The sequence below is a fragment of the Blastococcus sp. SYSU DS0616 genome (assembly GCF_054051015.1).
The window spans coordinates 71,766-96,027 of record NZ_JBJHAJ010000007.1 but is presented as its reverse complement, the minus strand read 5'-3'; the positions used below and the strand labels follow the sequence as shown (position 1 = coordinate 96,027).

Genomic DNA, 24,262 nt, shown 5'->3' with positions numbered 1-24,262 from the left:
GACGGGTCAGCGGCCCGTCAGCCGGGCTGCCGCCACGGTCCAGATGCCGGCGGCCACGGCGTCCTTGCTGCCCCGCGGCACCTCGGTCGCGGAACCGTCGGCCGCGAGCACCACGACGGCGTTCTCGGACCGGCCGAAGACCTGGCCGGCCGACACGTCGTTGACCACGAGCAGGTCGCAGCCCTTGCGGGCGAGCTTCGCGCGGGCGTGGGTGAGCACGTCGCCGTCGTCGTCACCGGTCTCGGCGGCGAAGCCGACCACGAGCCGGCCCGGCGCGCGTTCGGCGACCAGCTCGGCCAGGACGTCGGGGTTCCGGACGAGCTCGACGGCGCTCGGCTCGCTGGCCGCGTCCTTCTTGAGCTTGGTGGCGGCGACGCCGGCCGGCCGGAAGTCGGCGACCGCGGCGCTCATCACGACCACGTCGGCATCCGCAGCCTCGGCGTGCATCGCCGTCCGTAGCTCCTCGGCCGTCCCGACCGGCACCACGCGGACGCCGAAGGGGGCGGGCAGCTCCACGTTGGCGGCCACCAGGACGACCTCCGCGCCGCGGGCCGCGGCGACCCGCGCCAGGGCCCAGCCCTGCTTGCCCGACGACCGGTTGCCCAGGTAGCGCACCGGGTCCAGGGGCTCGCGGGTGCCGCCGGCGCTGATGACGACCCGGCGGCCGGCGAGGTCCTGCGGCAGCGCGTCGGCGCCCCCGTCGAGCACGACCGCGGCCAGCGCGGCGATGTCGGCGGGCTCGGGCAGCCGGCCGGGGCCGGAGTCGGGTCCGGTGAGCCGGCCGACGGCGGGCGGCAGGACCACCGCGCCGCGGCGGCGCAGCGTGGCCACGTTGTCCTGCGTGGCGGGGTGCAGCCACATCTCGGTGTGCATGGCCGGGACGAACACCACCGGGCAGTGCGCGGTGAGCAGGGTCGCGGTCAGGAGGTCGTCCGCCCGCCCCGCCGCGGCGCGGGCCAGCAGGTCGGCGGTGGCCGGGGCGACGACGACGAGGTCGGCGGTCTGCCCGATCCGCACGTGCGCCACCTCGGGGACGTCGGACCAGACGTCGGTGGTGACCGGGTTGCCCGACAGCGCCTCGAACGTGGCGGCGCCGACGAAGTGCAGCGCGCCGGGGGTGGGGACGACGCGCACGTCGTGCCCGGCCTCGGTGAGGGCGCGCAGCAGCAGCGCGGACTTGTAGGCGGCGACGCCACCGCTGACACCCAGCACGATCCGACTCACGCGGTCATCCTCCCGACACGAGAACGCACCCGGCAGCGCCTGCCGGGTGCGTTCTCATCAGTTCTGGGGTGCCCACCCAGGCGGGCGGGCGAGATCCTGCCTCAGTTCTCGCCGGCGGTGTGCGCCAGGAGCCCCTCGTTGATCTCGCGGAGGGCGATCGACAGCGGCTTCTCCTGCGGCGCGGTGTCGACCAGCGGGCCGACGTACTCCAGCAGGCCCTCGGAGAGCTGGCTGTAGTAGGCGTTGATCTGGCGCGCGCGCTTGGCGGCGAAGATGACCAGGCCGTACTTGCTGCTGGTGCGCTCGAGCAGCTCGTCGATCGGCGGGTTGGTGATGCCCTCGGGGGCGGGTGCGACTCCGGACACGGTCGGACGGGTCTCCTCGATCGTTTTCGTGGGAGCGGGCGGGCCGGCTGACCGGCGGGCTCACTCGTGGGCGCCGCTGCCCGGAACGAGACCGGGTGACGGCGCAGTCAGCAAGCCTACCAACTCGTCCGCGGCGCGGGACACGTCGTCGTTGACGACCACCACGTCGAACTCCCCGGACGAGTCGAGCTCGGCCTGCGCGATCGCCAGCCGCCGCTCCTGCACGGCGACCGGCTCCGACCCCCGGCCGGCCAGCCGGCTGACCAGCTCGGCCCAGGACGGCGGGGCCAGGAAGACCAGCTGCGCCTCCGGCGCCCGCGCCCGCACCTGCCGGGCACCCTGCAGCTCGATCTCCAGCAACGCCGGCCGCCCGGTGGCCAGCTGGGCCCGGACCGGCGCCACCGGGGTGCCGTAGCGGTTGCCCGCGTACTCGGCCCACTCCAGCAGCCCGTCCTCGGCGATCAGCCGGTCGAACTCCGCGTCGGAGACGAAGTGGTAGTGCACGCCGTCGACCTCACCCGGCCGGGGACGACGAGTGGTGGCCGACACCGACACCCACACGTCGGGGTGCCGCCGCCGGACCTCGGCTATCACGGTGCCCTTGCCGACCCCGGAGGGTCCGGAGAGCACGGTCAGCCGTGCCGGTGTCGCTGCAGCCACTCGTCGTCCTCGCCCGGGGTCGTCGGCGGTGCCGGCGGCCCCTCCTCAGACGGAGCCGTCAGCGGGAACCTGCTCGGCGTCGACCTTCTCGCCGCCGAACTCGGCCTCCAGCGCCCGCCGCTGGTTGGCGCCCAGCCCCCGCACGCGTCGCGTGGGGGAGATCTCCAGGCGTTCCATGATCTTCGCAGCCCGGGCCTTGCCGACCCCGGGCAGGGATTCCAGGACGGCGGAGACCCGCATCTTGCCGATCACTTCGTCGGTCTCGCCCTGCTTGAGGACGTCGCCGACCGTGGCGCCCTTGCTCTTGAGTCGCTCGCGCAGCTCGGCGCGCGCCTTGCGGGCGGCGGCCGCCTTCTCGAGAGCGGCGGCCCGCTGTTCCGGGGACAGGTCAGGCAGGGGCATGGTGCAACCCAATCGTCTCGTTCGTCGACCGTGCTCCGGCCGGCGGTCGTTCGGTTCGCGGGGACGCACCGCGCCCCCGCTGCGAGCCTCACCGTCGCGTTGGTTCCCGGCAAATCCGCTGGTCACGCACGAACGAGCAGGGCGGTCGCGGAGCCGTACGACCCCGGGTCCGCACGATAGCCGCCCATTGGGTCACTCGGTGTGATCATGCCTGGTCAGCCCCGGTATCCGGACGGTCTGGTTTCGCCGGGGCGGCTCCCGGCGCAGGTGGCGCGCCCGCCCCCGACACGCCGACGACACGACACGCCCGGCAGGGATGCGGCGCTGCTCAGGGGCCCGGCTGGACGGCGACGATGGCCACGTCGTCCTGACCACCGCGGGGCACCATCCGCGCGAGGACGGCATCGCACAGGTCCTCCAGCTCCTCCCCGGCGTGGTGGCCGACGGTCGCGAGCAGCAGCTCCAGTCCGTCGTCGAGCGTGTGCCCGCGGTCCTCGACGAGACCGTCGGTGAACAGCAGGAGTGTCGACCCGGGCGGCAGGGTCGTCTCCTCGGTGCGCCGGTGCGCGGCCGGGTCGACGCCCAGCAGCAGATCGGGTCGCCCGGCGCGGTACGTGAGCAGCCGGGCGGTGCCGTCGGGTTCGAGGAGGACCGGTGGGGGGTGCCCGGCGTTGGACCAGCGCAGCCGTGCGCCGCCCCCGCCACCGGCACCCGTCGGCGACAGCTCGGCGAGGATCGCCGTCGCCATCGTCGCGAGCTCCAGCCCCTCGGCGGCCTCGTCGACCGCGGTCAGCACCTGGTCGGGCGCGCCCGCGGTGGTGTAGGCGATGCCGCGCACGAGCGACCGCAGCTGGCCCATGGCCGCCGCTGCCCGCGTGTCGTGTCCCACGACGTCGCCGATGACCACCGTCAGGTCGCCGGTGCGCCGGCGGAAGGCGTCGTACCAGTCGCCACCCACCTGGGCCTCCCGCGCCGCGGCGACGTAGCGCACCGCGACGCGGGCGAAGGGCAGGTCCGGCGGGGCGGTGAGCAGGCTGTTCTGCAGCTCGGTGGCCAGGTGCCGCTGGCCGGCGTAGAGCCGGGCGTTGTCGAGCGCGATGCCCGCCCGCCGGCCGATCTCCCTCGCCAGGGACAGGTCGCGCTCCCCGAAGGGCGCGGCACCGGCCCCGCGGGCCAGCAGCAGCGAGCCCAGGATGCCGGACCGCCCGGGCACCGGCACCGCCAGCGCGCTCGCCGTACCCAGGCGCTCCACGAGACCGCGCAGCTCGACGTCGGGCACTTCCTCGACCAGGGTGCCGGCGTCGACGACCGGCAGCAGGACCGCCTCCCCGGCCGCCGCCCGCCGGCCGAGCCCGCTCCCCGTACCCCGCGCGGCCACGAGCGCCTCGATCCGGCGGGCCACGGGCGCCAGCGCCGGGTCGCGCTGCCGGACGACGTGGGCGGCGAGCCGGTCGTGCTCCTCGCGCACCTGGACGCTCGCCCAGTCCGCCATCGCGGGGACCACCGCCTCGGCCAGCCGGGCGATCGATTCGGAGACGTCCAGGGAGCCGGCGAGCGACTCCGAGACCCGCGCGAGCAGGCTGACCTGACCGGCGAGCCGGTCCCGCTCCCGCTCCGCCTCCCGACGGGCGGTCACGTCGACCGCCAGGAGGAGCGCCACGGGCCGGCCGTCGTCGGTCTGGCTGCGGACCGCGGTCAGCTCCACGTCCACGCGGCCGCCGACGAGGACGTGGGCCGCCGTCGGGGTCGCCTCCGGGAGCTCGCTGCCCGAGGTTGCCCCGGCGAGGACCGGCGCCAGGAAGGCGGCGGCGCCCGGGAGCACGGTGTCCACCGGCCGGCCGGTGGGCGTGCGGACGAGCTCGAACAGGACCTCGGCACGGCGGTTCCAGCCCACCAGCGCCCCGGCGGGGTCCACGACGAGCACCGCGATGGGGGCGTGCTCGAGCACCCCGCCCACCTCCGCCGGGCCGCGCGGGGCGTCCTCGATCGCACCGGCCGCCCGGCGGGCCACTGCGGCCAGCACGGCGCTGTGCCGGCGCCGGTCGACGGCCGCCCGGCGGATGGCGCGCAGGCGCTCGGGCAGGTCCGGCTCGCCGGGCGAAGCGACCAGCAGCTCGAGCGGCACCCCCGGGGCGTACGACGTCTCGCGCCGCAGCGTCGTCGGGGTGGTCGACAGCACGGCCACGGCCGCCCCGGGCGCCAGCCGGTGCGCGCGCTGCACCAGCGCCACCGGAGCGGCGGCCAGCGAGCCGATCACCACCAGGTCGACCGGTTCGGGCGGGTCGACGAGGCGGACCTCCAGCTCCCCGGGGGCGACGTGGTCCATGCCGGGCAGCGCCCGGAGCAGCTCGACGTCGGTGGTGGAGGGCTCGACCAGGACCCAGCGGCCCGCGCCGTCCGGGGGGCCGGTCACTCGCCCAGCAGCGGCAGGCCGAGCGCCGCCCGGCCGGTCCAGGTGCGCAGGATGTCGGTCGTCGGGCTCATCACGTCGGCCGCCCGGGCGTCGCGCAGGTGACGCTCCAGCGGGGACCGGTCCCGGTAGCCGATGCCACCGACCAGGGTCATGGCCTCGTTGGTCACGTCGACGGCGCACCGGGCCACCTCGGCCTTCGCCGACGTCAGGCCCGGCAGCGCCGCGGGTCCGCCGGCGTCGGCCTCCTCGGCCGCCCAGTGGACCAGCCGGCGGGTGCGCTCCACCTGCGCCCAGAGGACGCCGAGCCGGTGCTGCAGCAGCGGCTCGCCCGCCAGCCGGCGGCCGGTGTGCGCGTGCGCCCGGCGGGACAGGTGCGCGGTGGCCTCGTCGAGCGACGCCTGGGCCACGCCGACGTAGGTGCCCGCCATGGCCATCAGGAAGTACGGCGCCACGACCTCGAAGACGTACCAGATCTGGTCGCCCTCGGTGCCGAGCAGGTGCTGGGGGGCCAGCCGGACGTCGTCGAGCCGCATGCCCCGGGAGGAGTTGCCGCGCATCCCGATGCCGGTCCACTCGTGCCCCCAGGCCACGCCCTCGGCGTCCGCCGGCACCAGGACGCAGGAGAACTCGCCCACCGGGGCCCCGGGGTCGGCCGCCACGGTGCTCACGACGTAGGAGTCGGCCCTGCCCCCGTTGGTCACGAACGACTTCTCCCCCGCGACCAGCAGGCCCTCGCCGTCCCGGGTCATCCGGGTCTGCGGCAACCAGAACTGGGCTCCGGTGCCCGGCTCGGACAGGGCCAGGGTGGTGAGGTGCTCACCGGCCACGATCGCGTCGAGGAACTCGCTCCGCTGCCGGTCGGTGTGCTTGGCCGACAGCACGGCGGTGGCCACGCAGTGCATGCCGAAGCACAGCGCCGTCGACGCGCACACCCGGCCCAGCGCCTCGCAGACCGCCTCCACCCCGCGCAGGCCCAGCCCGGAGCCGCCCACCGACCGGGGCGCGGCCAGCCCACCCAGCCCGGCGGCCTGCAGCGCGCGCACCGCTTCGGCCGGCCAGACCCCGGAGTCGGTCCGCTCTACCAGGGGCAGCGCGACGGTCCGCGCCACCTCCTCCGCGCGGGCGACGGCGTCCGCCACGCTGGTCGGGGTCGTGGTCACGATCGCCGAGGATAGGCGGACCGCTGCGCGGTCGAGGCGGCCGGGAGCAGGGCGTTCACCCGACGGAGGCCCACGGCCGCACCCGCCTCACGCGGCCAGCGCCTCTGTCCAGCGCTCCGCGGCGGCGCGCAGTGCGGCCGGGTCCGGACCGGCGCCGAGCACGTCGCGGGAGACCGTCGGCACGGCGGCGCGCCCGGCGCCGAAGAGCCGGCGCAGGTCGGCCGCTGTGCCCCCCTGGGCGCCGAGGCCGGGCGCCAGGATCGGCCCGCCGAGCCCGTCGAGGTCCACGTCGAGCTGCTCGAGCGTGGCGCCGACGACGACGCCGAAGGACCCCAGGGCCGGGCCGAATCCGCTGTCCGCCGTCCCGCCGGAGACGTTCCAGCCGCGGACGGTGTCGACGACGACCTGGGCGACCGACCGCTCCCCCACCACGGCGTGCTGCAGGGCGGCCGCGTCGGGGTTGGACGTGCGGGCGAGGACGAACAGCCCGCCGCCGGCGGCGCTCGCCGTGGCGACCGCGGGCGCCAGCGACTCCGGCCCGAGGTAGGGGCTGACGGTCATCGCGTCGACCTGCAGCGGGTGGCGGTCGCTCAGGTAGTCGGCGTAGGCGGCCATCGTCGAGCCGATGTCGCCGCGCTTGGCGTCGAGCAGCACCAGGGCGCCGGCAGCACGGCTGGCGGTGACCGCCTCCTCCAGCACCGCGATCCCCCGGGAGCCGAAGCGCTCGTAGAAGGCCAGCTGCGGCTTCAGCACGGACACCGTGCCGGCGAGCGCCTCGACCACCGCGTCGGTGAAGCGGCGGAGCCCGTCCAGCGAGTTCCCCACCCCCCAGTCGAGCAGCAGCTGCTCGTGCGGGTCGATGCCGACGCAGAGCGGGCCGCGCTCGGCGACGGCGGCCGACAGGCGCTGCCCGAAGGGGTCGGTCACGGGGCCTCCACGGCTCGGGGCAGGGTCTCGCCCAGGGTGGCGACGCACCGCTGGGCGAGGAACGGGTCGGCGAACGCGCCGGCCGCGGACTGCACCGCGTCGGCGCCGGCGGTGAAGATCGCCTCGAAGGACGCCGGGTCGGTGACCCCGCCCATGGCGAGGACGTCGAAGGGCACCCCGCCGGCCTCCCGCAGCGCGACGAGCCGCCGGGTGAAGTCCAGCGCGGAGTCGCGGACCGCGATGCCCGAGAGCCCGGCCAGCTCGCGGCCGGGGAAGGTGGGCCTGCCGTCGCTGCGGCGCACCCGGCTCTGCAGCGTGTTGATCCCGGCGATGCCGTCGACCAGCGGGGCGAGCCGCGGCACCAGGGCCGCGAGCCGGGCCTCGTCGAGCCAGGACAGCTTCGCCACCAGCCCGGTGCGGTCGTCCAGCGCCCGGCGCACCGCCTCCACCACGGCGACGGTCGCGTCGGGGTCCAGGCACAGCGGCGGCTTCACGCCGCTCCCGGAGGCCGACAGCGTGTTCGGGCACGACAGGTTCAGCTCGACGACCGACGCCCCGGCCTCCTGCGCCAGGCGTGCGGTCCGGGCGAAGTCCTCGACCAGGTCGAGCCCGTTCCCCTCCCCCATGACGCTCACCAGCAGCAGCTGCTCGTCGCCGACCGCGTCGACGGCGCGCGCCAGGTCGGGCATCCACTCCTCCGGCGCCGGGGAGGGGACGCCGAAGGAGTTGACGCTGCTGACCGCCGGCGAGCCCGGCGCGACCCAGTCCCAGGGGTCGGCGACCACGTCGGCGTCCGCTCCCGGCGGGAGGCCGGCGGTCTCCCGGGCGGCGAACACCCAGTTCGGCTGCTCGTTGGGCGGGTGGGCGCGGCCGCGGACGGTCTTGTAGGTCAGCACGTTCCAGCCGTTGGCCGCGTTGTGCCGCACCCACGCCTCGCTGCCGTTGAGCACGCAGGCGGGCACGCCGATCGGGAAGCCCACGGTGCGCCCCAGCAGCTGCCAGCGCCGGCCGCCTGCCGTCGGCCGCTCGGGCAGCCGCGGGCCGAGCGGCCGGTCGAGGTTCTCCCGGAAGGACCCGAGGACGTCGTACGCCGGCGTGGGCAGCCCGTGGGCGGCCAGCAGCTCGGGCTGCCGGGCGAAGAAGAGCACCCGGGTCAACAGCGGCAGGTCGTCCTCGCCGGCCGCCCCGGAGGCCAGCCGGGCGGCCAGGTCGGTGGCCGCGCCGGTCAGCGCGTCGAGCTCCGGCCGCGGGGGCCGCCCGAACCGGGTGACCCCCGCGGCGAACGCCGCCGGCAGCCCCTCCAGGAGGCCGCGCGCGACGAGGTCGTCGCGCAGCCCCTGGACCGCACCCGGCGACGGCGTCGTCACGCCCCCGTCCCGGCGAAGCTGCTCGGCCCGCCGTGCGTGCCGCCGGCCAGCGCCGCGTGCACCTCCTGCAGGCTGCGCACGCCGATGCCGCCCTGCCGCAGCGCCTCGATGCCCTGGACCGCGGCCGCCATGCCCTGCACCGTCGTGATGCACGGGATGCCGGCGCTCACCGCGGCCGTGCGGATCTCGTAGCCGTCCAGGCGGGGGCCGCTGTTGCCCGGCGCACCGAACGGCGTGTTGAACACCAGGTCGACGTCGCCGGCCTGGATGAGCTCCACGATGTTGCCCGGGCCCTCGCTGAACTTGCCGACCACCTCGGCGGCCACCCCGTGGCGGCGCAGCACCTGCGCCGTGCCGGTGGTGGCCAGCAGGCGGAAGCCCAGGTCGGCCAGCCGCTTGATCGGGAAGACCGCGGAGCGCTTGTCCCGGTTGGCCAGCGACACGAACACCGTGCCCTCGGTCGGCAGCGAGCCGTAGGCGGCGGCCTGCGACTTGGCGAACGCCGTTCCGAACTGCGCGTCCAGGCCCATGACCTCGCCGGTGGACTTCATCTCCGGGGACAGCACGGTGTCCACCCCGAACCCCTCGACGGTGCGGAAACGGTGGAAGGGCAGCACCGCCTCCTTGACTGCGATCGGCGCGTCGTCGGGCAGGTCGGTGCCGTCGCCGGTGGCCGGGAGCACGCCGGCGGCGCGCAGGTCGGCGATGGACTCGCCGACGGCGATCCGCGCGGCCGCCTTGGCCAGCTGCACCGCCGTCGCCTTGGAGACGAAGGGCACCGTGCGGCTGGCCCGCGGGTTGGCCTCGATGACGTAGAGGATGTCGTCCTTGATCGCGTACTGGACGTTCATCAGCCCGCGGACGCCGATCCGCTCGGCCAGCTTCCCTGTCGCCGCGCGGATCTTCAGCAGGTCCGCGGAGCCGAGGGTGATCGGCGGCAGGGCGCAGGCCGAGTCACCGGAGTGGATGCCGGCCTCCTCGATGTGCTCCATGACCCCGCCCAGGTAGAGGTCGGTGCCGTCGTAGAGCGCGTCGACGTCGATCTCGACCGCGTCCTCCAGGAACCGGTCGACCAGCACCGGGTGGTCGGCGCTGACCTCGGTGGCCTTGGCGATGTACGCCTCGAGCGTGGCGTCGTCGTACACGATCTCCATGCCGCGCCCGCCCAGCACGTAGGAGGGTCGCACCAGCACCGGGTACCCGATGCCGGAGGCGACCTCGTGCGCCTCGGCGAACGTCGTCGCCGTGCCGTGCTTCGGGGCGAGCAGGCCGGTGTCGGCCAGCACCCGGGAGAACGCCCCGCGGTGCTCGGCGTCGTCGATCGCCTCCGGCGACGTGCCCAGCACCGGCACCCCGGCGTCCTTGAGCCGCTGCGCCAGCCCCAGCGGGGTCTGCCCGCCGAGGGTGCAGATGACCCCGGCCACCGGGCCGGCCGCGCGCTCGGCCTCGACCACCTCGAGGACGTCCTCGAACGTCAGCGGTTCGAAGTACAGCCGGTCGGCGGTGTCGTAGTCGGTGGAGACGGTCTCCGGGTTGCAGTTGACCATCACCGCCTCGTAGCCGGCGTCCTGCAGCGCCATGACCGCGTGCACGCACGAGTAGTCGAACTCGATGCCCTGCCCGATCCGGTTGGGGCCCGAGCCGAGGATCAGCACCGCCGGCTTCTCCCGCGGCTGCACCTCGGTCTCCTCGTCGTAGGACGAGTAGTGGTACGGCGTGCGGGCGGCGAACTCCGCGGCGCAGGTGTCCACGGTCTTGTAGACCGGCCGCACGCCCAGCCGCCAGCGCAGCACCCGGACGCCGTCCTCGCCGGCGAGCTCCGGCCGCAGCGCGGCGATCTGCCGGTCGGAGAGGCCGTGCCGCTTGGCCCGCCGGAGCAGCTGCGGCGTCAGGGCCGGTGCGTCGCGGACCTCGGCCGCCACCTCCTGCACCAGCACGATCTGGTCGACGAACCACGGATCGAACCCGCTGGCCTCGGCGACCTGCTCGACCGTCGCACCGGCGGCCAGCGCCCGCTCCGCGGTGTAGAGCCGGCCGTCGACCGGGGTGCGCAGGACCTCCAGCAGCTCCTCGGCCGAACGGGGATCCGGCGTCCCCGTCCAGAAGCCGGCCACCTTCGTCTCGGTGGAGCGCATCGCCTTGCCCAGCGCCTCCGGGAAGTTCCGCCCCATCGCCATGACCTCGCCGACGCTCTTCATCGTCGTGGTCAGCCGGGGGTCGGCGCCGGGGAACTTCTCGAAGGCGAACCGCGGGATCTTCACCACGACGTAGTCCAGCGTCGGCTCGAACGCCGCCGGGGTGACGCCGGTGATGTCGTTGGTGATCTCGTCGAGCGTGTAGCCGATGGCGAGCTTCGCCGCGATCTTCGCGATCGGGAAGCCGGTCGCCTTGGACGCCAGCGCGCTGGAGCGGGAGACCCGCGGGTTCATCTCGATGGCGACCATCCGGCCGTCGGCCGGGTTGACGGCGAACTGGATGTTGCAGCCGCCGGTGTCGACGCCGACCTCGCGCAGCACCGCGATGCCGACGTCGCGCATCCGTTGGTACTCGACGTCGGTGAGGGTCATCGCCGGGGCGACGGTCACCGAGTCGCCGGTGTGCACGCCCATCGCGTCGATGTTCTCGATCGAGCAGATGACGACCACGTTGTCGCTGCGGTCGCGCATCAGCTCCAGCTCGTACTCCTTCCAGCCCAGCACCGACTCCTCGATCAGCACCGTGTGCACCGGGGAGTCGGCCAGCCCGTGGGCGGCCATGCGGCGCAGCATCGGCTCGTCGGTGGCGAAGCCCGAGCCGAGGCCGCCCATGGTGAAGCTCGGCCGGATGACGACCGGGTAGCCGACCTCCTCGGCGGTCTCCAGCGCCTCCTCGACGGTGCCGCAGACCCGCGACCGCGGGGCATCGGCGCCGATCGAGCGGACGATGTCCTTGAACAGCTGCCGGTCCTCACCGCGGTTGATCGCGGCGACGTCGGCCCCGATGAGCCGGACGCCGTACTTCTCCAGCACGCCGTTCTCGTACAGGCCGATGGCGATGTTGAGCGCGGTCTGGCCGCCGAGGGTGGCCAGGAGCGCGTCGGGCCGCTCCTTGGCGATGACCTTCTCGACGAACTCCGGCGTCAGCGGCTCGATGTAGGTGGCGTCGGCGATCTCCGGGTCGGTCATGATCGTCGCCGGGTTGCTGTTCACCAGGCTGACCCGCAGCCCCTCGGCCCGGAGCACCCGGCAGGCCTGGGTGCCGGAGTAGTCGAACTCCGCGGCCTGCCCGATCAGGATCGGCCCCGAGCCGATCACCAGCACGTGCTCGATGTCGGTGCGCTTGGGCATCAGTTCTTCTCCCCCGTGCTGGACTGGACCTGCGGTGCCGGCCCGCCGGCGCGGGCCTCGCCGTCGCGGGCGGACTGCATGAGGTCGACGAAGCGCTGGAACAGGGGTGCGGCGTCGTGCGGGCCGGCCGCCGACTCCGGGTGGAACTGCACGCTGAAGGCCGGCGTCTCGAGCAGCCGCAGGCCCTCGACGACGTCGTCGTTGAGGCCCACGTGGCTGACCTCGACCTGCCCGTAGGGGGTGTCGGTGGGCCGGTCCAGCGGGGCGTCCACGGCGAACCCGTGGTTGTGGCTGGTCACCCGGACGGTCCCGCTGACCCGGTCGAGCACCGGCTGGTTGAGCCCGCGGTGCCCGAAGCGCAGCTTGTAGGTGCCCAGGCCCAGCGCGCGGCCGAGGATCTGGTTGCCGAAGCAGATCCCGAACAGCGGCCGGCGGGCGTCGAGCACCCCGCGCACCGCTTCCACGGCGTAGTCGGCGGCGGCCGGGTCGCCGGGGCCGTTGGAGAGGAACACCCCGTCCGGGCCGGCCGCGAGCAGCTCCTCGGCGGTCGCCGTCGAGGGCAGTACGTGGGTCTCGACGCCGAGCGCCGCCAGGTGCCGCGGGGTCGCCGTCTTGATTCCCAGGTCGAGCGCGGCGATGGTGAACCGCTTCTCCCCCACCGCCGGGACGACGTAGGGCTCGCCGGTGCTCACCGTCGGTGCGAGGTCGGCGCCGGTCATGCCCTCGGCCGCGGTGACGCGGGCCAGCAGCTCCTCGGCGGTCAGCTCGGTGCTGATGCCGGCGCGCATCGCGCCGCGCTCGCGCAGGTGGCGGGTGAGCGCGCGGGTGTCGATCCCGCTGATGCCCACGACCCCCTGCGCGACCAGCTCGTCGTCGAGGGTGCCGGTGGCCCGCCAGTTGGCCGGGCGGCGGGCGGGGTCGCGCACGACGAAGCCGGCCACCCACATGCGGCTGCTCTCGTCGTCCTCGCCGTTGACCCCGGTGTTGCCGATGTGCGGGGCGGTCATTGCGACGATCTGGCCCGCGTAGCTGGGGTCGGTCAGCGTCTCCTGGTAGCCGGTCATGCCGGTGGCGAACACCGCCTCGCCGACCGTCGTCCCCGTCGCTCCGTAGGCCTCGCCCCGGAACGTGCGCCCGTCCTCGAGCACGAGGAGCGCTTCTGTCACTTGACTGCCTTTCCGTCCAGAACGGTCGGCGTCCCCCGCAGGAACGTCGCGACCACCCGGCCGGGGAGTTCCCGGCCGGCATAGGGGCTGTTGCGGCTGCGGCTGGCCAGCGCCGCGGGGTCGACCACCGCGCGGGCGGCCGGGTCGACGAGCACCAGGTTGGCCGGCTCGCCGGGGGCGATCGGCCGGCCGTGCTCACCGAGGCGGCCGATGGCGGCGGGCCGGACCGACATGCGGTCGGCGACGCCGGCCCAGTCCAGGCGACCGGGCTCGACCATCGTCTCGATCACCACCGAGAGCGCCTGCTCCAGCCCGAGCATGCCGGGCCGGGCCTGCGCCCACTCGCTCTCCTTGTCCTCCACCGCGTGCGGGGCGTGGTCGGTGCCGACGGCGTCGATGGTGCCGTCGGCCAGGCCCGCCCGGAGTGCCTCGACGTCGGCGTCGGTGCGCAGCGGCGGGTTGACCTTGAAGACCGGGTCGTAGGACTCGGCGCAGGCGTCGGTGAGCAGCAGGTGGTGCGGCGTGACCTCGGCGGTCACCTGCACGCCGCGGGACTTCGCCCAGCGCAGGATCTCCACCGACCCGGCGGTCGAGACGTGGCAGACGTGCAGCCGCGCGCCGACGTGCTCGGCCAGCAGCACGTCGCGGGCGATGATCGCCTCCTCCGCGGCGGCCGGCCAGCCGGTCAGGCCGAGCCGGGCCGAGCGGTCGCCCTCGTGCATCTGCGCGCCGGCGGTCAGCCGCGGCTCCTCCGCGTGCTGGGCGACCACACCGTCGAACGCCTTCACGTACTCCAGCGCCCGCCGCATGAGCGCCGGGTCGGCGACGCAGTGCCCGTCGTCGGAGAACACCCGCACCCGGGCGGCGGAGTCGGCCATCGCGCCGAGCTCGGCCAGCCGCTCCCCCGCCAGCCCGACCGTGACGGCGCCGACCGGGACGACGTCCACGAGCCCGGCCTCCTGCCCCAGCCGCCACACCTGCTCGACGACGCCGGCGGTGTCGGCGACCGGATCGGTGTTGGCCATCGCGTGCACTGCGGTGAACCCGCCGAGCGCGGCGGCGCGGCTGCCGGTCTCCACGGTCTCGGCGTCCTCCCGGCCGGGCTCGCGCAGGTGGGTGTGCAGGTCGACCAGGCCGGGCAGCGCGATCAGACCGGCGGCCTCGACCACCTCGGCGCCGGGGACGTCGAGCGACGCGCCGACCGCGGCGATCCGGCCGTCGGTCACCAGGATGTCGGCAGGGTCGCCGCCCAGCGGCCTGGCCCCCGTGATCAGGTAGGTGCTCACGTGTTCCCTCCGAGCAGCAGGTAGAGCACGGCCATGCGGGTGGAGACCCCGTTGGCGACCTGCTCGACGATCGTGGAGCGGACGGAGTCGGCCACCTCGGCGGCGATCTCCATGCCGCGGTTCATCGGGCCGGGGTGCATGACGATCGCCTCGTCGGGCAGCGCGGCCATCCGCGGCGCGTCGAGGCCGTAGCGGCGGCTGTACTCGCGGGCGCTGGGGAAGAACGAGGCGTTCATCCGCTCGGCCTGGACCCGCAGCATCATCACCACGTCGCTCTTGGGGAGCACGGCGTCGAGGTCGTAGCCCACCTCCGCCGGCCAGCTGCCCACGCCCACCGGCAGCAGCGTCGGCGGCGCGACCAGCGTGACCTGCGCTCCCAGCGTGTGCAGCAGCCCCACGTTGGAGCGGGCCACCCGGCTGTGCAGGACGTCGCCGACGATCGTCACGCGGACGCCGTCGAGCCGCCCCAGCCGCTGCCGGATCGTGTAGGCGTCCAGCAGCGCCTGGGTGGGGTGCTCGTGGGTGCCGTCGCCGGCGTTGACCACGCTGCCGCGCACCCAGTTCGCCAGCCGGTGCGGCGCACCGGAGGCCGAGTGCCGGACGACGACGGCGTCGGCGCCCATCGCCTCCAGGGTGAGCGCGGTGTCCTTGAGGCTCTCCCCCTTGGAGACGCTGCTGCCCTTGGCCGAGAAGTTGATGACGTCGGCGGAGAGGCGCTTGGCGGCGAGCTCGAAGCTGATCCGGGTCCGGGTGGAGTCCTCGTAGAAGAGGTTGACCACCGTGCGCCCGCGCAGCGTCGGGAGCTTCTTCACCTCGCGGCCGGCCAGGGCCGCGTCGATCTGGGCCGCGGTGTCCAGCACCAGCGTCGCGTCGTCCCGGTCGAGGTCCGCGGCCTCCAGCAGGTGCCGCTTCACGCGCCCTCCCCCTCGGTCAGCAGAACCTCGTCGATGCCGTCGACCTCCTGCAGGTGCACCTTGACCTGCTGGCTGCGTGCGGTCGGCACGTTCTTGCCGACGAAGTCGGCCCGGATCGGCAGCTCGCGGTGCCCGCGGTCGACCAGCACCGCCAGCTGGACGCCGCGCGGGCGGCCCAGGTCGCGCAGCGCGTCGAGCGCCGCCCGGACCGAGCGCCCGGAGAAGAGCACGTCGTCGACGAGGACGACGAGCCGGCCGTCGATGCCGGCGTCCGGGAGCACGGTGGGCTCGAGGGCCCGGACGCCGCGCAGCCGCAGGTCGTCGCGGTACAGGGTGATGTCGGCGGTGCCGACGTCCACCGCGGTGCCGGTGAACGCCTCGATGCGCGCGCCGAGGCGGCGGGCGAGCGGGGCCCCGCGGGTCGGGATGCCGACGAGGACCAGGTCGGAGAGCCCGCCGTCGGCGTGGTCGGCGCCGTCGTCGGCCCGGAGGCTCGCCGCCCGCTCGATGAGCTGGTGGGCCATGCGGTCGACGACGCGGGCGACGTCGGCGGAGGAGAGCAGGGTGCCGGGGGCGCTGCCGGGAGACGGGCTGCGGGCAGGCTCGGGTGAGCGGGCCATGAGGCCTCCTTCCCCGCCTCACTGGACGGGTCGTTAAAGGAGTGGTCGGACCGCGGTCGACGGTACTGCACGTCCGCTCGCGTCCCGCCGGCGCCCGGCCCGGTGCCCGGCCCTGCGCCCGGGGTGGTCGCCCGGCGCGGCGCCCGGGGCAGCGCCTGCCCCGGCACCAACCTGCGCTTTCGCGTCCACCCGCCTGTTGTGATCCCCGCTTCGCACGTACGCTGCGTGACGAACAACCTCGATCCGAGACGACGGACAGTGAGCAGACAGCGATGAGCACCGACTACTCACGGGCCCTCGGCGCCCGGCTTCGCGCGATCCGCAACCAGCAGGGCCTCTCCCTGCAGGGTGTGGAGGACAAGTCGCACGGCCGCTGGAAGGCGGTCGTGGTCGGCTCCTACGAGCGCGGGGACCGCGCCGTGACCGTGCAGCGCCTCTCCGAGCTCGCCGTCTTCTACGGCGTCCCGGTCTCCGAGCTGCTGCCCGACCCGCGGCCCAGCTCCGCGGTCACCTCGACGAACAAGATCGTCCTGAACCTGGAGTCGCTGGGCTCCCTGCCCGCGGACGAGGCCGGCCCGCTGGCCCGCTACGCCTCGACCATCCAGGCCCAGCGGCACGACTACAACGGCAAGGTCCTCTCGATCCGCGCCGAGGACCTGAAGTCGCTGGCCATCATCTACGACATGAGCCCCGACGAGCTCACCTCCCGGCTCATCGAGTGGGGGGTGCTCTCCCCCGGCATGGAGGGCATCGTCAGCTCCGGTGGCGACGACGACCTCGAGGAGGACGTCGACGAGTCCGCCTGGGGCGACCGCCGGCGCGCACCCCGCTGACGACCGGCTCCACCCAGCGAGTCACGAAGGCCCCCGCCGATCGGCGGGGGCCCTCGTCGTTTACGGCCCGGCCCGGTCTCGACACGCAGGTCGGGACACTGTTCCCGCAGCACCACGTGTGCCACTGTGCTGCCAGCCGGGTGCCCGGCCCGGACGAGCAGGGAGGCCGCATGCCGGCGGTGCAGATGGCGGGGGTCACCAAGACCTACCGCGGGAAGGGCGGGCAGCCGCACAAGGCGCTCGACGGGCTGGACATGACCGTCGACACCGGCGGCGTCCACGGCCTGCTCGGCCCGAACGGCTCGGGCAAGACGACGTCGATCCGGGCGCTGCTCGGGCTGGTGCGCGTCGACGCCGGTGACATGCAACTGCTCGACCGCCCGGTGCCCGCCGGCCTGTCCGGCGTGATCGGCGACGTCGGCGCCCTGGTCGAGACACCGCTGTTCTTCCCCGGCTTCTCCGGCCGGCGCAACCTGCGCCTGCTGGCCGAGACCGCCGGCGTCGCGCGGGCCCGCGTCGAGGAGTGCCTGGAGCTGGTCGACCTGCGCGACCGGGCCGACGACCGGTTCAAGGGCTACTCACTCGGCATGAAGCAGCGCCTCGGCATCGCCGCCGCGCTGCTCAAGGCGCCCCGGCTGCTGATCCTCGACGAGCCGAGCAACGGGCTGGACCCCGCCGGCATCCGCGACGTCCGCGAGCTGATCCGACGCCTGGGGTCCGACGGCCGCACGACGGTGCTCGTCTCCTCCCACCTGCTCGCCGAGATCCAGCAGGTGTGCGACTCCGTGACGATCCTGGCCCGCGGCCGGCGGGTGGCCTCCGGACCGGTCGCCTCGGTGCTCTCCCAGGCCGGCACGGGCGACGTCCGCGTGGCGGTCCCCGACCCGGCGGCCGCGGCCGCGGTGCTCGGCGCCGCCGGGTTCAGCCTCTCTCCCGCGCCCGACGGCCAGGTGCTGGTGCACGGCGCGCCCGCCACCGGCGAGATCACCCGCGTGCTCGCCGAGCACGGCCACTACGTCGAGGAGCTGGTCCGCGTGACCCCCGACCTGGAGAGCGCGTTCCTCGCCATCACCGGGGGCCAGGCATGAGCGCAGTGACCGAGCAGCCAACTGCCTCGCCCGAGCCGACGTCGGCCCGGCGGGGCGGCAGCCTGTTCCGGGCTGAGCTGCACCGGTTCACCGCCCGCCGGTTCATCCAGGTCCTGCTGGGGCTGGCCGTCCTCGGCTGGCTGGCTGCGATCGTCATCGGGTTGCTCCAGTTCGGCGAGCCGACCGACGCCGACTACGCCGCCGCCCGCGAGCGCATGGACGAGATCATCGCCAGCGAGGAGGCCTGGCGCGCGGACTGCGCGATCGAGGCCGAGAACGTCGGCGAGCCGGTCGACCAGTTCTGCGGCCCACCGCTGGATGCCTCCGCCTGGCGCGTCGAGGACTTCCTCGACAAGGCCCCCTTCGACCTCGGCGCGCTCGGGGAGCCCGGCGCGATCGGCTTCGCGGCCGCCGCCGCGGTGCTCGCCTTCCTCGTGGGCGCCACCTGGATCGGCGCGGAGTGGTCCACCCGGACCATCGTGGCGCTGCTGTTCTGGGTGCCGAACCGGCTGCGGGTCATCGGCACGAAGATCGGCGTCCTGGTCCTGGCCGCGCTGGTCATCGGCGTGGCGGCCCAGGTCGCCTGGCTGGTCATGGCCTGGGTCCTGCGGACCTTCGTGGGCACCGACCAGGCTCTGCCGGAAGGGTTCTGGGGAGAGCTGCTGGCCGCGCAGGGGCGCGGGGTCGTGCTCGGCGTCCTCGTCGCGCTGATCGGCTTCGGGCTGGCCAACCTGGTGCGCAACACCGGGGCGGCGCTCGGCATCGGGTTCGTCTACTTCGCGATCGTCGAGACCGCGCTGCGGATCTACGACCCCATGCTCGAGCGCTGGCTGCTGTCGACCAACGCGGTCGCCCTCGTCGTCCCCGGCGGCGTCCCGGTCGTCGACTACAGCGTCATGAGCACCGGGCCCGAGGGACCGCCGACCTACCTGGTCACGAACCTGCAGGGCGGCCTGGTCGTCGGCGCGTTCGCCACGGTGATCCTCGGCGCCGGCATCTGGCTCTTCGCCCGCCGCGACCTGCAATGACATCGTCGTCCTCCGGACGACACCGCGGCCAATGGCCGTTCCCGACCGGCGACGAGTGTGTCCGCGCGCTCCTCGCCGGACCCTCCGGGCCCACCTCGTCGGCCGTGCGCCCTCGCTAGGCCGTGGGGACCTCGGCGGCGAGGATGGCGCCGAGGACGCCGTTCACGTACTTCGGCGACTCGTCGGTGGAGAGCGCCTTGGCCAGCTCCACCGCCTCGTCGATGACGACGGCGTCGGGCACGTCGTCGACCCAGAGCAGCTCGAAGGTGGCCATCCGCAGGATCGCGCGGTCGACGTCGGGCAGCCGCTCCAGCGACCAGCCGGAGGTGTGCGCCTCGATCAGCGCGTCGATGCGCGCGCCCTGCTCCTCGACGCCCTCGACCAGCCGGATGGTGTGCTCCGGGACCGGCGGGTTGCCGTCAGCGACCCGCTCTCGGAGCAGCTCCAGCCGGTCCCGCCCCCGGACGTCGGCCTCGTACAGGACGTCCACGGCGCGCTTGCGGGCCTTGGACCGTGCAGCCACGCGTCTGGCCCGCGCTCAGTTGACGCGGCCGAGGTACCGGCCGTCGCGGGTGTCGACCTTCAGCTTCTCGCCGGTCGTGATGAACAACGGCACCTGGATCTGCGCGCCGGTCTCCAACGTGGCGGGCTTGGTGCCGCCGGTGGAGCGGTCGCCCTGCAGCCCCGGGTCGGTGTGCTCGACGACGAGCTCCATGGTGACGGGGAGCTCGACGTACAGCGGGGTGCCGTCGTGCACCGCCACGATGACCTCGGTGTTCTCGAGCAGGTAGTCCGCGCCCCCGCCGACCGTCTCCGCCGGCACGTAGATCTGGTCGAACGTGTCGCCGTCCATGAAGACGAAGTCGGTGCCGTCCTTGTACAGGTACGTCATCGACCGCTTGTCCACGTTGGCCGTCTCGACCTTGGTGCCGGCGTTGAAGGTCTTGTCCACGACCTTGCCCGACAGCACGTTCTTCAGCGTCGTGCGCACGAAGGCCCCGCCCTTGCCGGGCTTGACGTGCTGGAAGTCGGTGACGGTCCAGAGCTGGCCGTCCAGGTTGAGGACGATGCCGTTCTTCAGGTCGTTGGTGGTAGCCATCTAGAGGACCAGCAGTTCCTTGCTCGTGAGGGTCAACAACTCGGGCGCGTCGTCGGTGACGATCAGGGTGTCCTCGATCCGGACACCGCCGTGGCCGGGCAGGTACACGCCTGGCTCCACGGTGACGGCCATACCGGCGGCAAGCCTACCCGCGCCCTGGGGGCCGATGCCGGGCGCCTCGTGGATCTCCAGCCCCACCCCGTGGCCGAGGCCGTGGGTGAAGTGCTCCCCGTGGCCCGCGGCGACGATCACGTCGCGGGCGGCGGCGTCCACCGCGACGACGTCGGCGCCCACCGCCAGCGCGGCCCGGCCGGCGGCCTGGGCGGCGGCGACGAGCTCGTAGATCTCCCGCTGCCAGTCGGCCGCGTGGCCCAGCACCAGGGTGCGGGTCATGTCGGAGTGGTAGCCGTCCACGGTGGCGCCGAAGTCGAGCTTGAGGAAGTCGCCCTCACGCAGGACGGTCGAGTCCGGGCGGTGGTGCGGGATCGCCGAGTTGGCGCCGGTGGCGACGATCGTCTCGAACGACGGCGCCTCGGCGCCGAGCGCCAGCATGCGCGCGTCGAGCTCGCGGCCGACCTCCAGCTCGGTGCGGCCCGGCCGCAGCGACCCCTCGGCGGCGAGCTCGGCCAGCGCCTGGTCGGCGACGGCGCACGCGCGGCGCAGGTACTCGACCTCGGTGTCGTCCTTGATCGCCCGCTGCCCCTCGACCGCCCGCCGCACGGAGGCCAGCTCCGGGACCGTGCCACCCGCGGCGGCGTCCGCCAGCACCCGCTCCAGGCCGTGCAGCCCGTCGACGGTGAGGTCGTGGGACTCGTAACCGATCCGCCCCGCGCCGCGCCGCACCGCCTCCCGGGCCAGGGCCGGCACCGTGGCCCGGTCGACGAGCAGCTCGACGTCGGGCACCTGCGCGCCGGCCTGGGTGGTGTACCGCCCGTCCGTGCCGAACACGTCCCCGAAGTCCACCCGCAGCAGCAGGGCGCCGTTGGAGCCGGTGAAGCCGGTCAGGTACCGGACGTTGAGCAGGTTGGTGACCAGCACCGCGTCCAGGCCGCGCCCGGCCGCGGCGGTCCGCAGCGCGTCACGCCGGGCGGCCTCCCGCGCGGTGTCCCGGCTCACGACACGCCTCGCAGGGTCATCCACTGCAGCGCCAGCACGTAGCCGTGCACGCCGAGCCCGGCGATCACCCCGTCGGCGACCCGGGAGACGTAGGAGTGCTGGCGGAACTCCTCGCGGCGGTGGATGTTGCTGATGTGCACCTCGATCACCGGTGCGCCCACCGCGGCCAGCGCGTCGTGCAGCACCACCGAGGTGTGCGTCCAGCCGCCGGGGTTCACCACGATGGGGTCACCGGCGTCGGTCGCCTCGTGGATCCAGCGCAGCAGCTGGCCCTCGTCGTCGGTCTGGCGCACCAGCACGTCGACGCCGAGCTCCCGCGCCGCGGTCTCCACCAGCTCGACCAGCTGCGCGTAGGTCGTCGTGCCGTACACCTCGGGCTCGCGCGTGCCGAGCCGGCCGAGGTTGGCGCCGTTGAGCACCTGGATGGTCATGGCGTCTCCGATACTGCGGCCCACGCCGCATCGAGCCAGGCCTGCTGCGGGTCGGTCAGGATCCTGGGATGGCCGAGCCCGTCGAGGACGACGAACCGCAGCGACGCGCCTCGCGCCTTCTTGTCCACCCGCATCACCTGCTGCAGGCGCGCCCAGTCCCCGGCGTAACTGGTCGGCAGCCCCATCGCCGCGATCAGCGTGCGGTGCCGCGCGACCTCCGCCGGGGTCAGGAGGCCCGCCTGCCCGGCCAGCTCGGCGGCGAAGACGAGGCCGACGGCGACGGCCTCGCCGTGCCGCCAGCCGAAGTCCTCGACCCGCTCGATCGCGTGGCCGAGGGTGTGGCCGTAGTTGAGGAACTCGCGCACCCCGGTGTCGAGCAGGTCCTCCCCCACCGCCGCGGCCTTCACCCGCACCGCACGCTCGATGAGCTCCTCGGTGTCCCGGCGGCCGGTCGGATCGGCGTCCAGCAGCTCGAGGATGCGGCCGTCGGCGATGAACCCGCACTTGACCACCTCGGCCAGCCCGGCGCGGAACTCCGCCTCGGGCAACCCGGCCAGGAGGTCGGTGTCGGCCAGCACGGCGGCCGGCGGGTGGAAGGCGCCGACGAGGTTCTTCCCGGCGGCGGTGTTGATGCCCGTCTTGCCGCCCACGGCCGCGTCGACCATGCCGAGCAGGCTGGTGGGCACCTGCACGACGCGGATGCCGCGGGTCCACGTGGCGGCCAGGAAACCGGCCAGGTCGGTGACCGCGCCCCCACCCACCCCGACGACGGCGTCGGAGCGGGTCAGCCCGAGCCGGCCGAACTCCTCCCACACCTCGGCGGCGACCTGCGCGGTCTTCGCGGCCTCGCCGTCGGGGACGACGACCGCCTCGGCGGCCACACCGGCGGTCTGCAGCGTCTCGACCGCGGCGCCGGCCGCGGCGGCCAGCGGTGGCGCGTGGACGACGGCGACCTTCGCCGTGCCGGCCAGCACGAGCGCCAGCTCGGTCTGGGCGCCGGCACCGATGACGACCTCGTAGGGCTGCTCCCCCGCGACCGCGACGCGACGGCTCACCGGGCCTCCTCCGGGGTCAGGACGGCGAGCACCTCGGCGACGACCTCCTCCGGCGACCGCCCCGCGGTGGCGACCCGGTGCGTGGCCACCTCCGTGTAGAGCGGCGCACGCTGTTCGAGCATGGTGCGCAGCATGGCGCGCGGGTTGACCGCGAGCAGCGGCCGGTCCCGGGAGAGCCCCACGCGCCGCGCGGCGGAGGCGACGTCGACGTCGAGCCAGACCACGGCCCCGCCGGCGCTGCCGTGGGTGACCAGCAGCTCGCGGGTGGCGGCGCTGGTCACCGCCCCGCCGCCGAGCGCCAGCACCCCGGTGTGGTCGGCGAGCGCCCGCGCGACCGCCTGCTCCTCCAGCGCGCGGAAGTGCGGTTCACCGTGCTGGACGAACAGGTCGGCGACGGTCGACCCGGTCGCCTCCTCGACGTCGCGGTCGGTGTCCCGGAACGCCAGCCCCCGCGCATCGGCGACGGCCGTGCCGACCGTCGTCTTCCCCGACGCGGGCGGGCCGACGAGGACCAGGGCCGGCCCGCTCACCGGTACGGCAGGGAGTCGAGGTAGGCCCGCGCGTTGCGCCGGGTCTCGGCCACCGAGTCCCCGCCGAACTTCTCCAGCGCCGCGTCGGCCAGCACCAGCGCCACCATCGCCTCCATCACCACGCTGCCGCGGGGCACCGCGCAGGCGTCGCTGCGCTGGTTGATCGCGACCGCGGCCTCCCCGGTGGCGACGTCGACGGTCTGCAGCGCGCGCGGCACGGTGCTGATCGGCTTCATCGCGGCGCGCACGCGCAGCACCTCGCCGTTGGTCATCCCGCCCTCGATGCCACCGGCCCGGTCGGTGAGCCGCTGCACCCGCTGCACGCCGGCGCCGGCGTCCGCGTCGGCGAGCACGATCTCGTCGTGGGCGACCGAGCCGCGGCGGCGGGCGGTCTCCAGCCCGTCGCCGACCTCGACGGCCTTGACCGACTGCACGCCCATCAGCGCCGCGGCCAGCCGGGCGTCCAGGCGGCGGTCCCAGTGCACGTGGCTGCCCAGGCCCGGCGGGAGCCCGTGGACGACGACCTCGATGACCCCGCCGAGGGTGTCACCGTTCTTCCGGGCGTCGTCGATCTCGGCGGTCATGCGTGCGCTGGTGCCCGGGTCGGCGCAGCGCACCGGGTCCTCGTCGAGACGCGGGTTGTCGTCGGGCCCGGGCACGATGCCGTCGGGCGCGACGACCGGGCCGATGCCGACGACGTGGCTGACCACCGAGACGCCGAGCGCCTGGCGCAGGAACGCCTGGGCGATCGCGCCGAGCGCCACCCGGGCGGCCGTCTCGCGGGCGCTGGCGCGCTCCAGCACCGGGCGGGCGTCGTCGAAGCCGTACTTCTGCATGCCGGCGAGGTCGGCGTGACCGGGGCGGGGCCGGGTGAGCGGCGCGTTGCGCGCCTGGCCGGCGAGGATCTCGGGGTCGACCGGGTCGGCGGACATGACCGTCTGCCACTTGGGCCACTCGGTGTTGCCCACCTGCACCGCGATCGGGCCGCCCTGGGTGCGGCCGTGGCGCACCCCGCCGGTGAGGGTGACGACGTCCTGCTCGAAGGACATGCGGGCGCCCCGCCCGTGCCCGAGCCGGCGGCGGGCGAGCTGCAGGTCGAGGTCGGCGGTCGCCACCTCGACCCCGGCCGGGAGCCCCTCGAGGATGGCGGTGAGCTGCTGGCCGTGCGACTCACCGGCGGTCAGCCAGCGCAACATGCCGGCAATTCTAGAAGGACCACCCTTCCCCCCTTCCCTCGCGGGCTCGGGCGGGC

The 24,262-nt window shown here is 74.6% G+C and carries 23 protein-coding genes; 3 read left to right on the top strand and 20 right to left on the bottom strand.

Annotated elements, in window-relative coordinates:
* Positions 1–6: 6 nt before the first annotated feature.
* The 13 genes from coaBC to pyrR all read right to left on the bottom strand — a co-directional run bounded on the left by coaBC (position 7) and on the right by pyrR (position 15,830).
* Positions 7–1,224 (bottom strand): bifunctional phosphopantothenoylcysteine decarboxylase/phosphopantothenate--cysteine ligase CoaBC, encoded by a 1,218-nt coding sequence (coaBC, locus tag ACI79K_RS07390; RefSeq protein WP_456599364.1) that lies wholly within the window; start codon positions 1,222–1,224, stop codon positions 7–9.
* Between the two features lie 101 nt (positions 1,225–1,325).
* The gene (gene rpoZ, locus ACI79K_RS07385; protein WP_014376157.1) at positions 1,326–1,589 is read right to left on the bottom strand and encodes a DNA-directed RNA polymerase subunit omega; all 264 of its coding nucleotides are present in this window, start codon (positions 1,587–1,589) and stop codon (positions 1,326–1,328) included.
* 60 nt (positions 1,590–1,649) lie between these two features.
* Positions 1,650–2,249 carry a guanylate kinase gene (gene gmk / locus ACI79K_RS07380; RefSeq protein ID WP_456599363.1) on the bottom strand — a complete coding sequence of 200 codons (600 nt, stop codon included), beginning with the start codon at positions 2,247–2,249 and terminating at the stop codon, positions 1,650–1,652.
* 45 nt (positions 2,250–2,294) lie between these two features.
* Positions 2,295–2,651, bottom strand: coding sequence for an integration host factor, actinobacterial type (gene mihF, locus ACI79K_RS07375; protein ID WP_456582244.1), 357 nt, complete (start codon positions 2,649–2,651; stop codon positions 2,295–2,297).
* Positions 2,652–2,979: 328 nt separating this feature from the next.
* Positions 2,980–5,064, bottom strand: coding sequence for a SpoIIE family protein phosphatase (locus tag ACI79K_RS07370; RefSeq protein WP_456599362.1), 2,085 nt, complete (start codon positions 5,062–5,064; stop codon positions 2,980–2,982).
* Positions 5,061–6,224, bottom strand: a complete 1,164-nt coding sequence (locus ACI79K_RS07365; RefSeq protein WP_456588670.1) for an acyl-CoA dehydrogenase family protein — start codon at positions 6,222–6,224, stop codon at positions 5,061–5,063. The genes ACI79K_RS07370 and ACI79K_RS07365 overlap by 4 nt, the downstream gene beginning before the upstream one ends.
* An 87-nt stretch (positions 6,225–6,311) precedes the next feature.
* On the bottom strand, positions 6,312–7,151 hold the full coding sequence (gene pyrF, locus ACI79K_RS07360) for an orotidine-5'-phosphate decarboxylase (protein WP_456599361.1): 840 nt from the start codon (positions 7,149–7,151) through the stop codon (positions 6,312–6,314).
* Positions 7,148–8,518, bottom strand: coding sequence for a dihydroorotate oxidase (locus tag ACI79K_RS07355; protein WP_456599360.1), 1,371 nt, complete (start codon positions 8,516–8,518; stop codon positions 7,148–7,150). Before ACI79K_RS07355 ends, pyrF begins: the two co-directional genes overlap by 4 nt.
* Positions 8,515–11,844, bottom strand: a complete 3,330-nt coding sequence (gene carB, locus ACI79K_RS07350) for a carbamoyl-phosphate synthase large subunit (protein ID WP_456599359.1) — start codon at positions 11,842–11,844, stop codon at positions 8,515–8,517. The genes ACI79K_RS07355 and carB overlap by 4 nt, the downstream gene beginning before the upstream one ends.
* Positions 11,844–13,010 carry a glutamine-hydrolyzing carbamoyl-phosphate synthase small subunit gene (gene carA, locus ACI79K_RS07345; RefSeq protein WP_456588666.1) on the bottom strand — a complete coding sequence of 389 codons (1,167 nt, stop codon included), beginning with the start codon at positions 13,008–13,010 and terminating at the stop codon, positions 11,844–11,846. The genes carB and carA overlap by 1 nt, the downstream gene beginning before the upstream one ends.
* Positions 13,007–14,296: a dihydroorotase gene (locus ACI79K_RS07340; protein WP_456588665.1), complete on the bottom strand. Its 1,290-nt coding sequence runs from the start codon at positions 14,294–14,296 to the stop codon at positions 13,007–13,009. Before ACI79K_RS07340 ends, carA begins: the two co-directional genes overlap by 4 nt.
* A complete protein-coding gene (locus tag ACI79K_RS07335) occupies positions 14,293–15,210 on the bottom strand; it encodes an aspartate carbamoyltransferase catalytic subunit (RefSeq protein ID WP_456588664.1) in 918 nt (305 codons plus the stop codon). Before ACI79K_RS07335 ends, ACI79K_RS07340 begins: the two co-directional genes overlap by 4 nt.
* Positions 15,207–15,830 carry a bifunctional pyr operon transcriptional regulator/uracil phosphoribosyltransferase PyrR gene (pyrR, locus tag ACI79K_RS07330; protein ID WP_456599358.1) on the bottom strand — a complete coding sequence of 208 codons (624 nt, stop codon included), beginning with the start codon at positions 15,828–15,830 and terminating at the stop codon, positions 15,207–15,209. Before pyrR ends, ACI79K_RS07335 begins: the two co-directional genes overlap by 4 nt.
* Positions 15,831–16,102: 272 nt before the next feature.
* On the opposite strand from pyrR, the gene bldD reads away from it, so the two are divergent.
* The 3 genes from bldD to ACI79K_RS07315 all read left to right on the top strand — a co-directional run bounded on the left by bldD (position 16,103) and on the right by ACI79K_RS07315 (position 18,779).
* Complete coding sequence (bldD, locus tag ACI79K_RS07325; RefSeq protein ID WP_456588662.1) at positions 16,103–16,663, top strand: transcriptional regulator BldD; 561 nt, start codon at positions 16,103–16,105, stop codon at positions 16,661–16,663.
* Between the two features lie 170 nt (positions 16,664–16,833).
* On the top strand, positions 16,834–17,751 hold the full coding sequence (locus tag ACI79K_RS07320) for an ABC transporter ATP-binding protein (protein WP_456599357.1): 918 nt from the start codon (positions 16,834–16,836) through the stop codon (positions 17,749–17,751).
* Entirely contained in the window at positions 17,748–18,779 is a 1,032-nt protein-coding gene (locus ACI79K_RS07315; protein ID WP_456588660.1) for a hypothetical protein, read from the top strand. The genes ACI79K_RS07320 and ACI79K_RS07315 overlap by 4 nt, the downstream gene beginning before the upstream one ends.
* 115 nt (positions 18,780–18,894) lie before the next feature.
* Here ACI79K_RS07315 and nusB read toward each other — a convergent pair whose 3' ends face one another.
* From nusB to aroC, 7 genes are read right to left on the bottom strand one after another with little or no spacing between them, the layout of a single operon-like run.
* The gene (gene nusB, locus ACI79K_RS07310) at positions 18,895–19,302 is read right to left on the bottom strand and encodes a transcription antitermination factor NusB (RefSeq protein WP_456588659.1); all 408 of its coding nucleotides are present in this window, start codon (positions 19,300–19,302) and stop codon (positions 18,895–18,897) included.
* A 15-nt stretch (positions 19,303–19,317) separates the two neighbouring features.
* Complete coding sequence (gene efp / locus ACI79K_RS07305) at positions 19,318–19,878, bottom strand: elongation factor P (RefSeq protein ID WP_456597742.1); 561 nt, start codon at positions 19,876–19,878, stop codon at positions 19,318–19,320.
* Positions 19,879–20,994, bottom strand: coding sequence for a M24 family metallopeptidase (locus ACI79K_RS07300; protein ID WP_456599356.1), 1,116 nt, complete (start codon positions 20,992–20,994; stop codon positions 19,879–19,881).
* Complete coding sequence (gene aroQ, locus ACI79K_RS07295) at positions 20,991–21,425, bottom strand: type II 3-dehydroquinate dehydratase (RefSeq protein ID WP_456588656.1); 435 nt, start codon at positions 21,423–21,425, stop codon at positions 20,991–20,993. Before aroQ ends, ACI79K_RS07300 begins: the two co-directional genes overlap by 4 nt.
* Positions 21,422–22,480: a 3-dehydroquinate synthase gene (gene aroB / locus ACI79K_RS07290; RefSeq protein ID WP_456588655.1), complete on the bottom strand. Its 1,059-nt coding sequence runs from the start codon at positions 22,478–22,480 to the stop codon at positions 21,422–21,424. The genes aroQ and aroB overlap by 4 nt, the downstream gene beginning before the upstream one ends.
* Positions 22,477–23,010 carry a shikimate kinase gene (locus tag ACI79K_RS07285; RefSeq protein ID WP_456588654.1) on the bottom strand — a complete coding sequence of 178 codons (534 nt, stop codon included), beginning with the start codon at positions 23,008–23,010 and terminating at the stop codon, positions 22,477–22,479. The genes aroB and ACI79K_RS07285 overlap by 4 nt, the downstream gene beginning before the upstream one ends.
* A complete protein-coding gene (aroC, locus tag ACI79K_RS07280; protein WP_456588653.1) occupies positions 23,007–24,206 on the bottom strand; it encodes a chorismate synthase in 1,200 nt (399 codons plus the stop codon). The genes ACI79K_RS07285 and aroC overlap by 4 nt, the downstream gene beginning before the upstream one ends.
* Positions 24,207–24,262 lie beyond the last annotated feature (56 nt).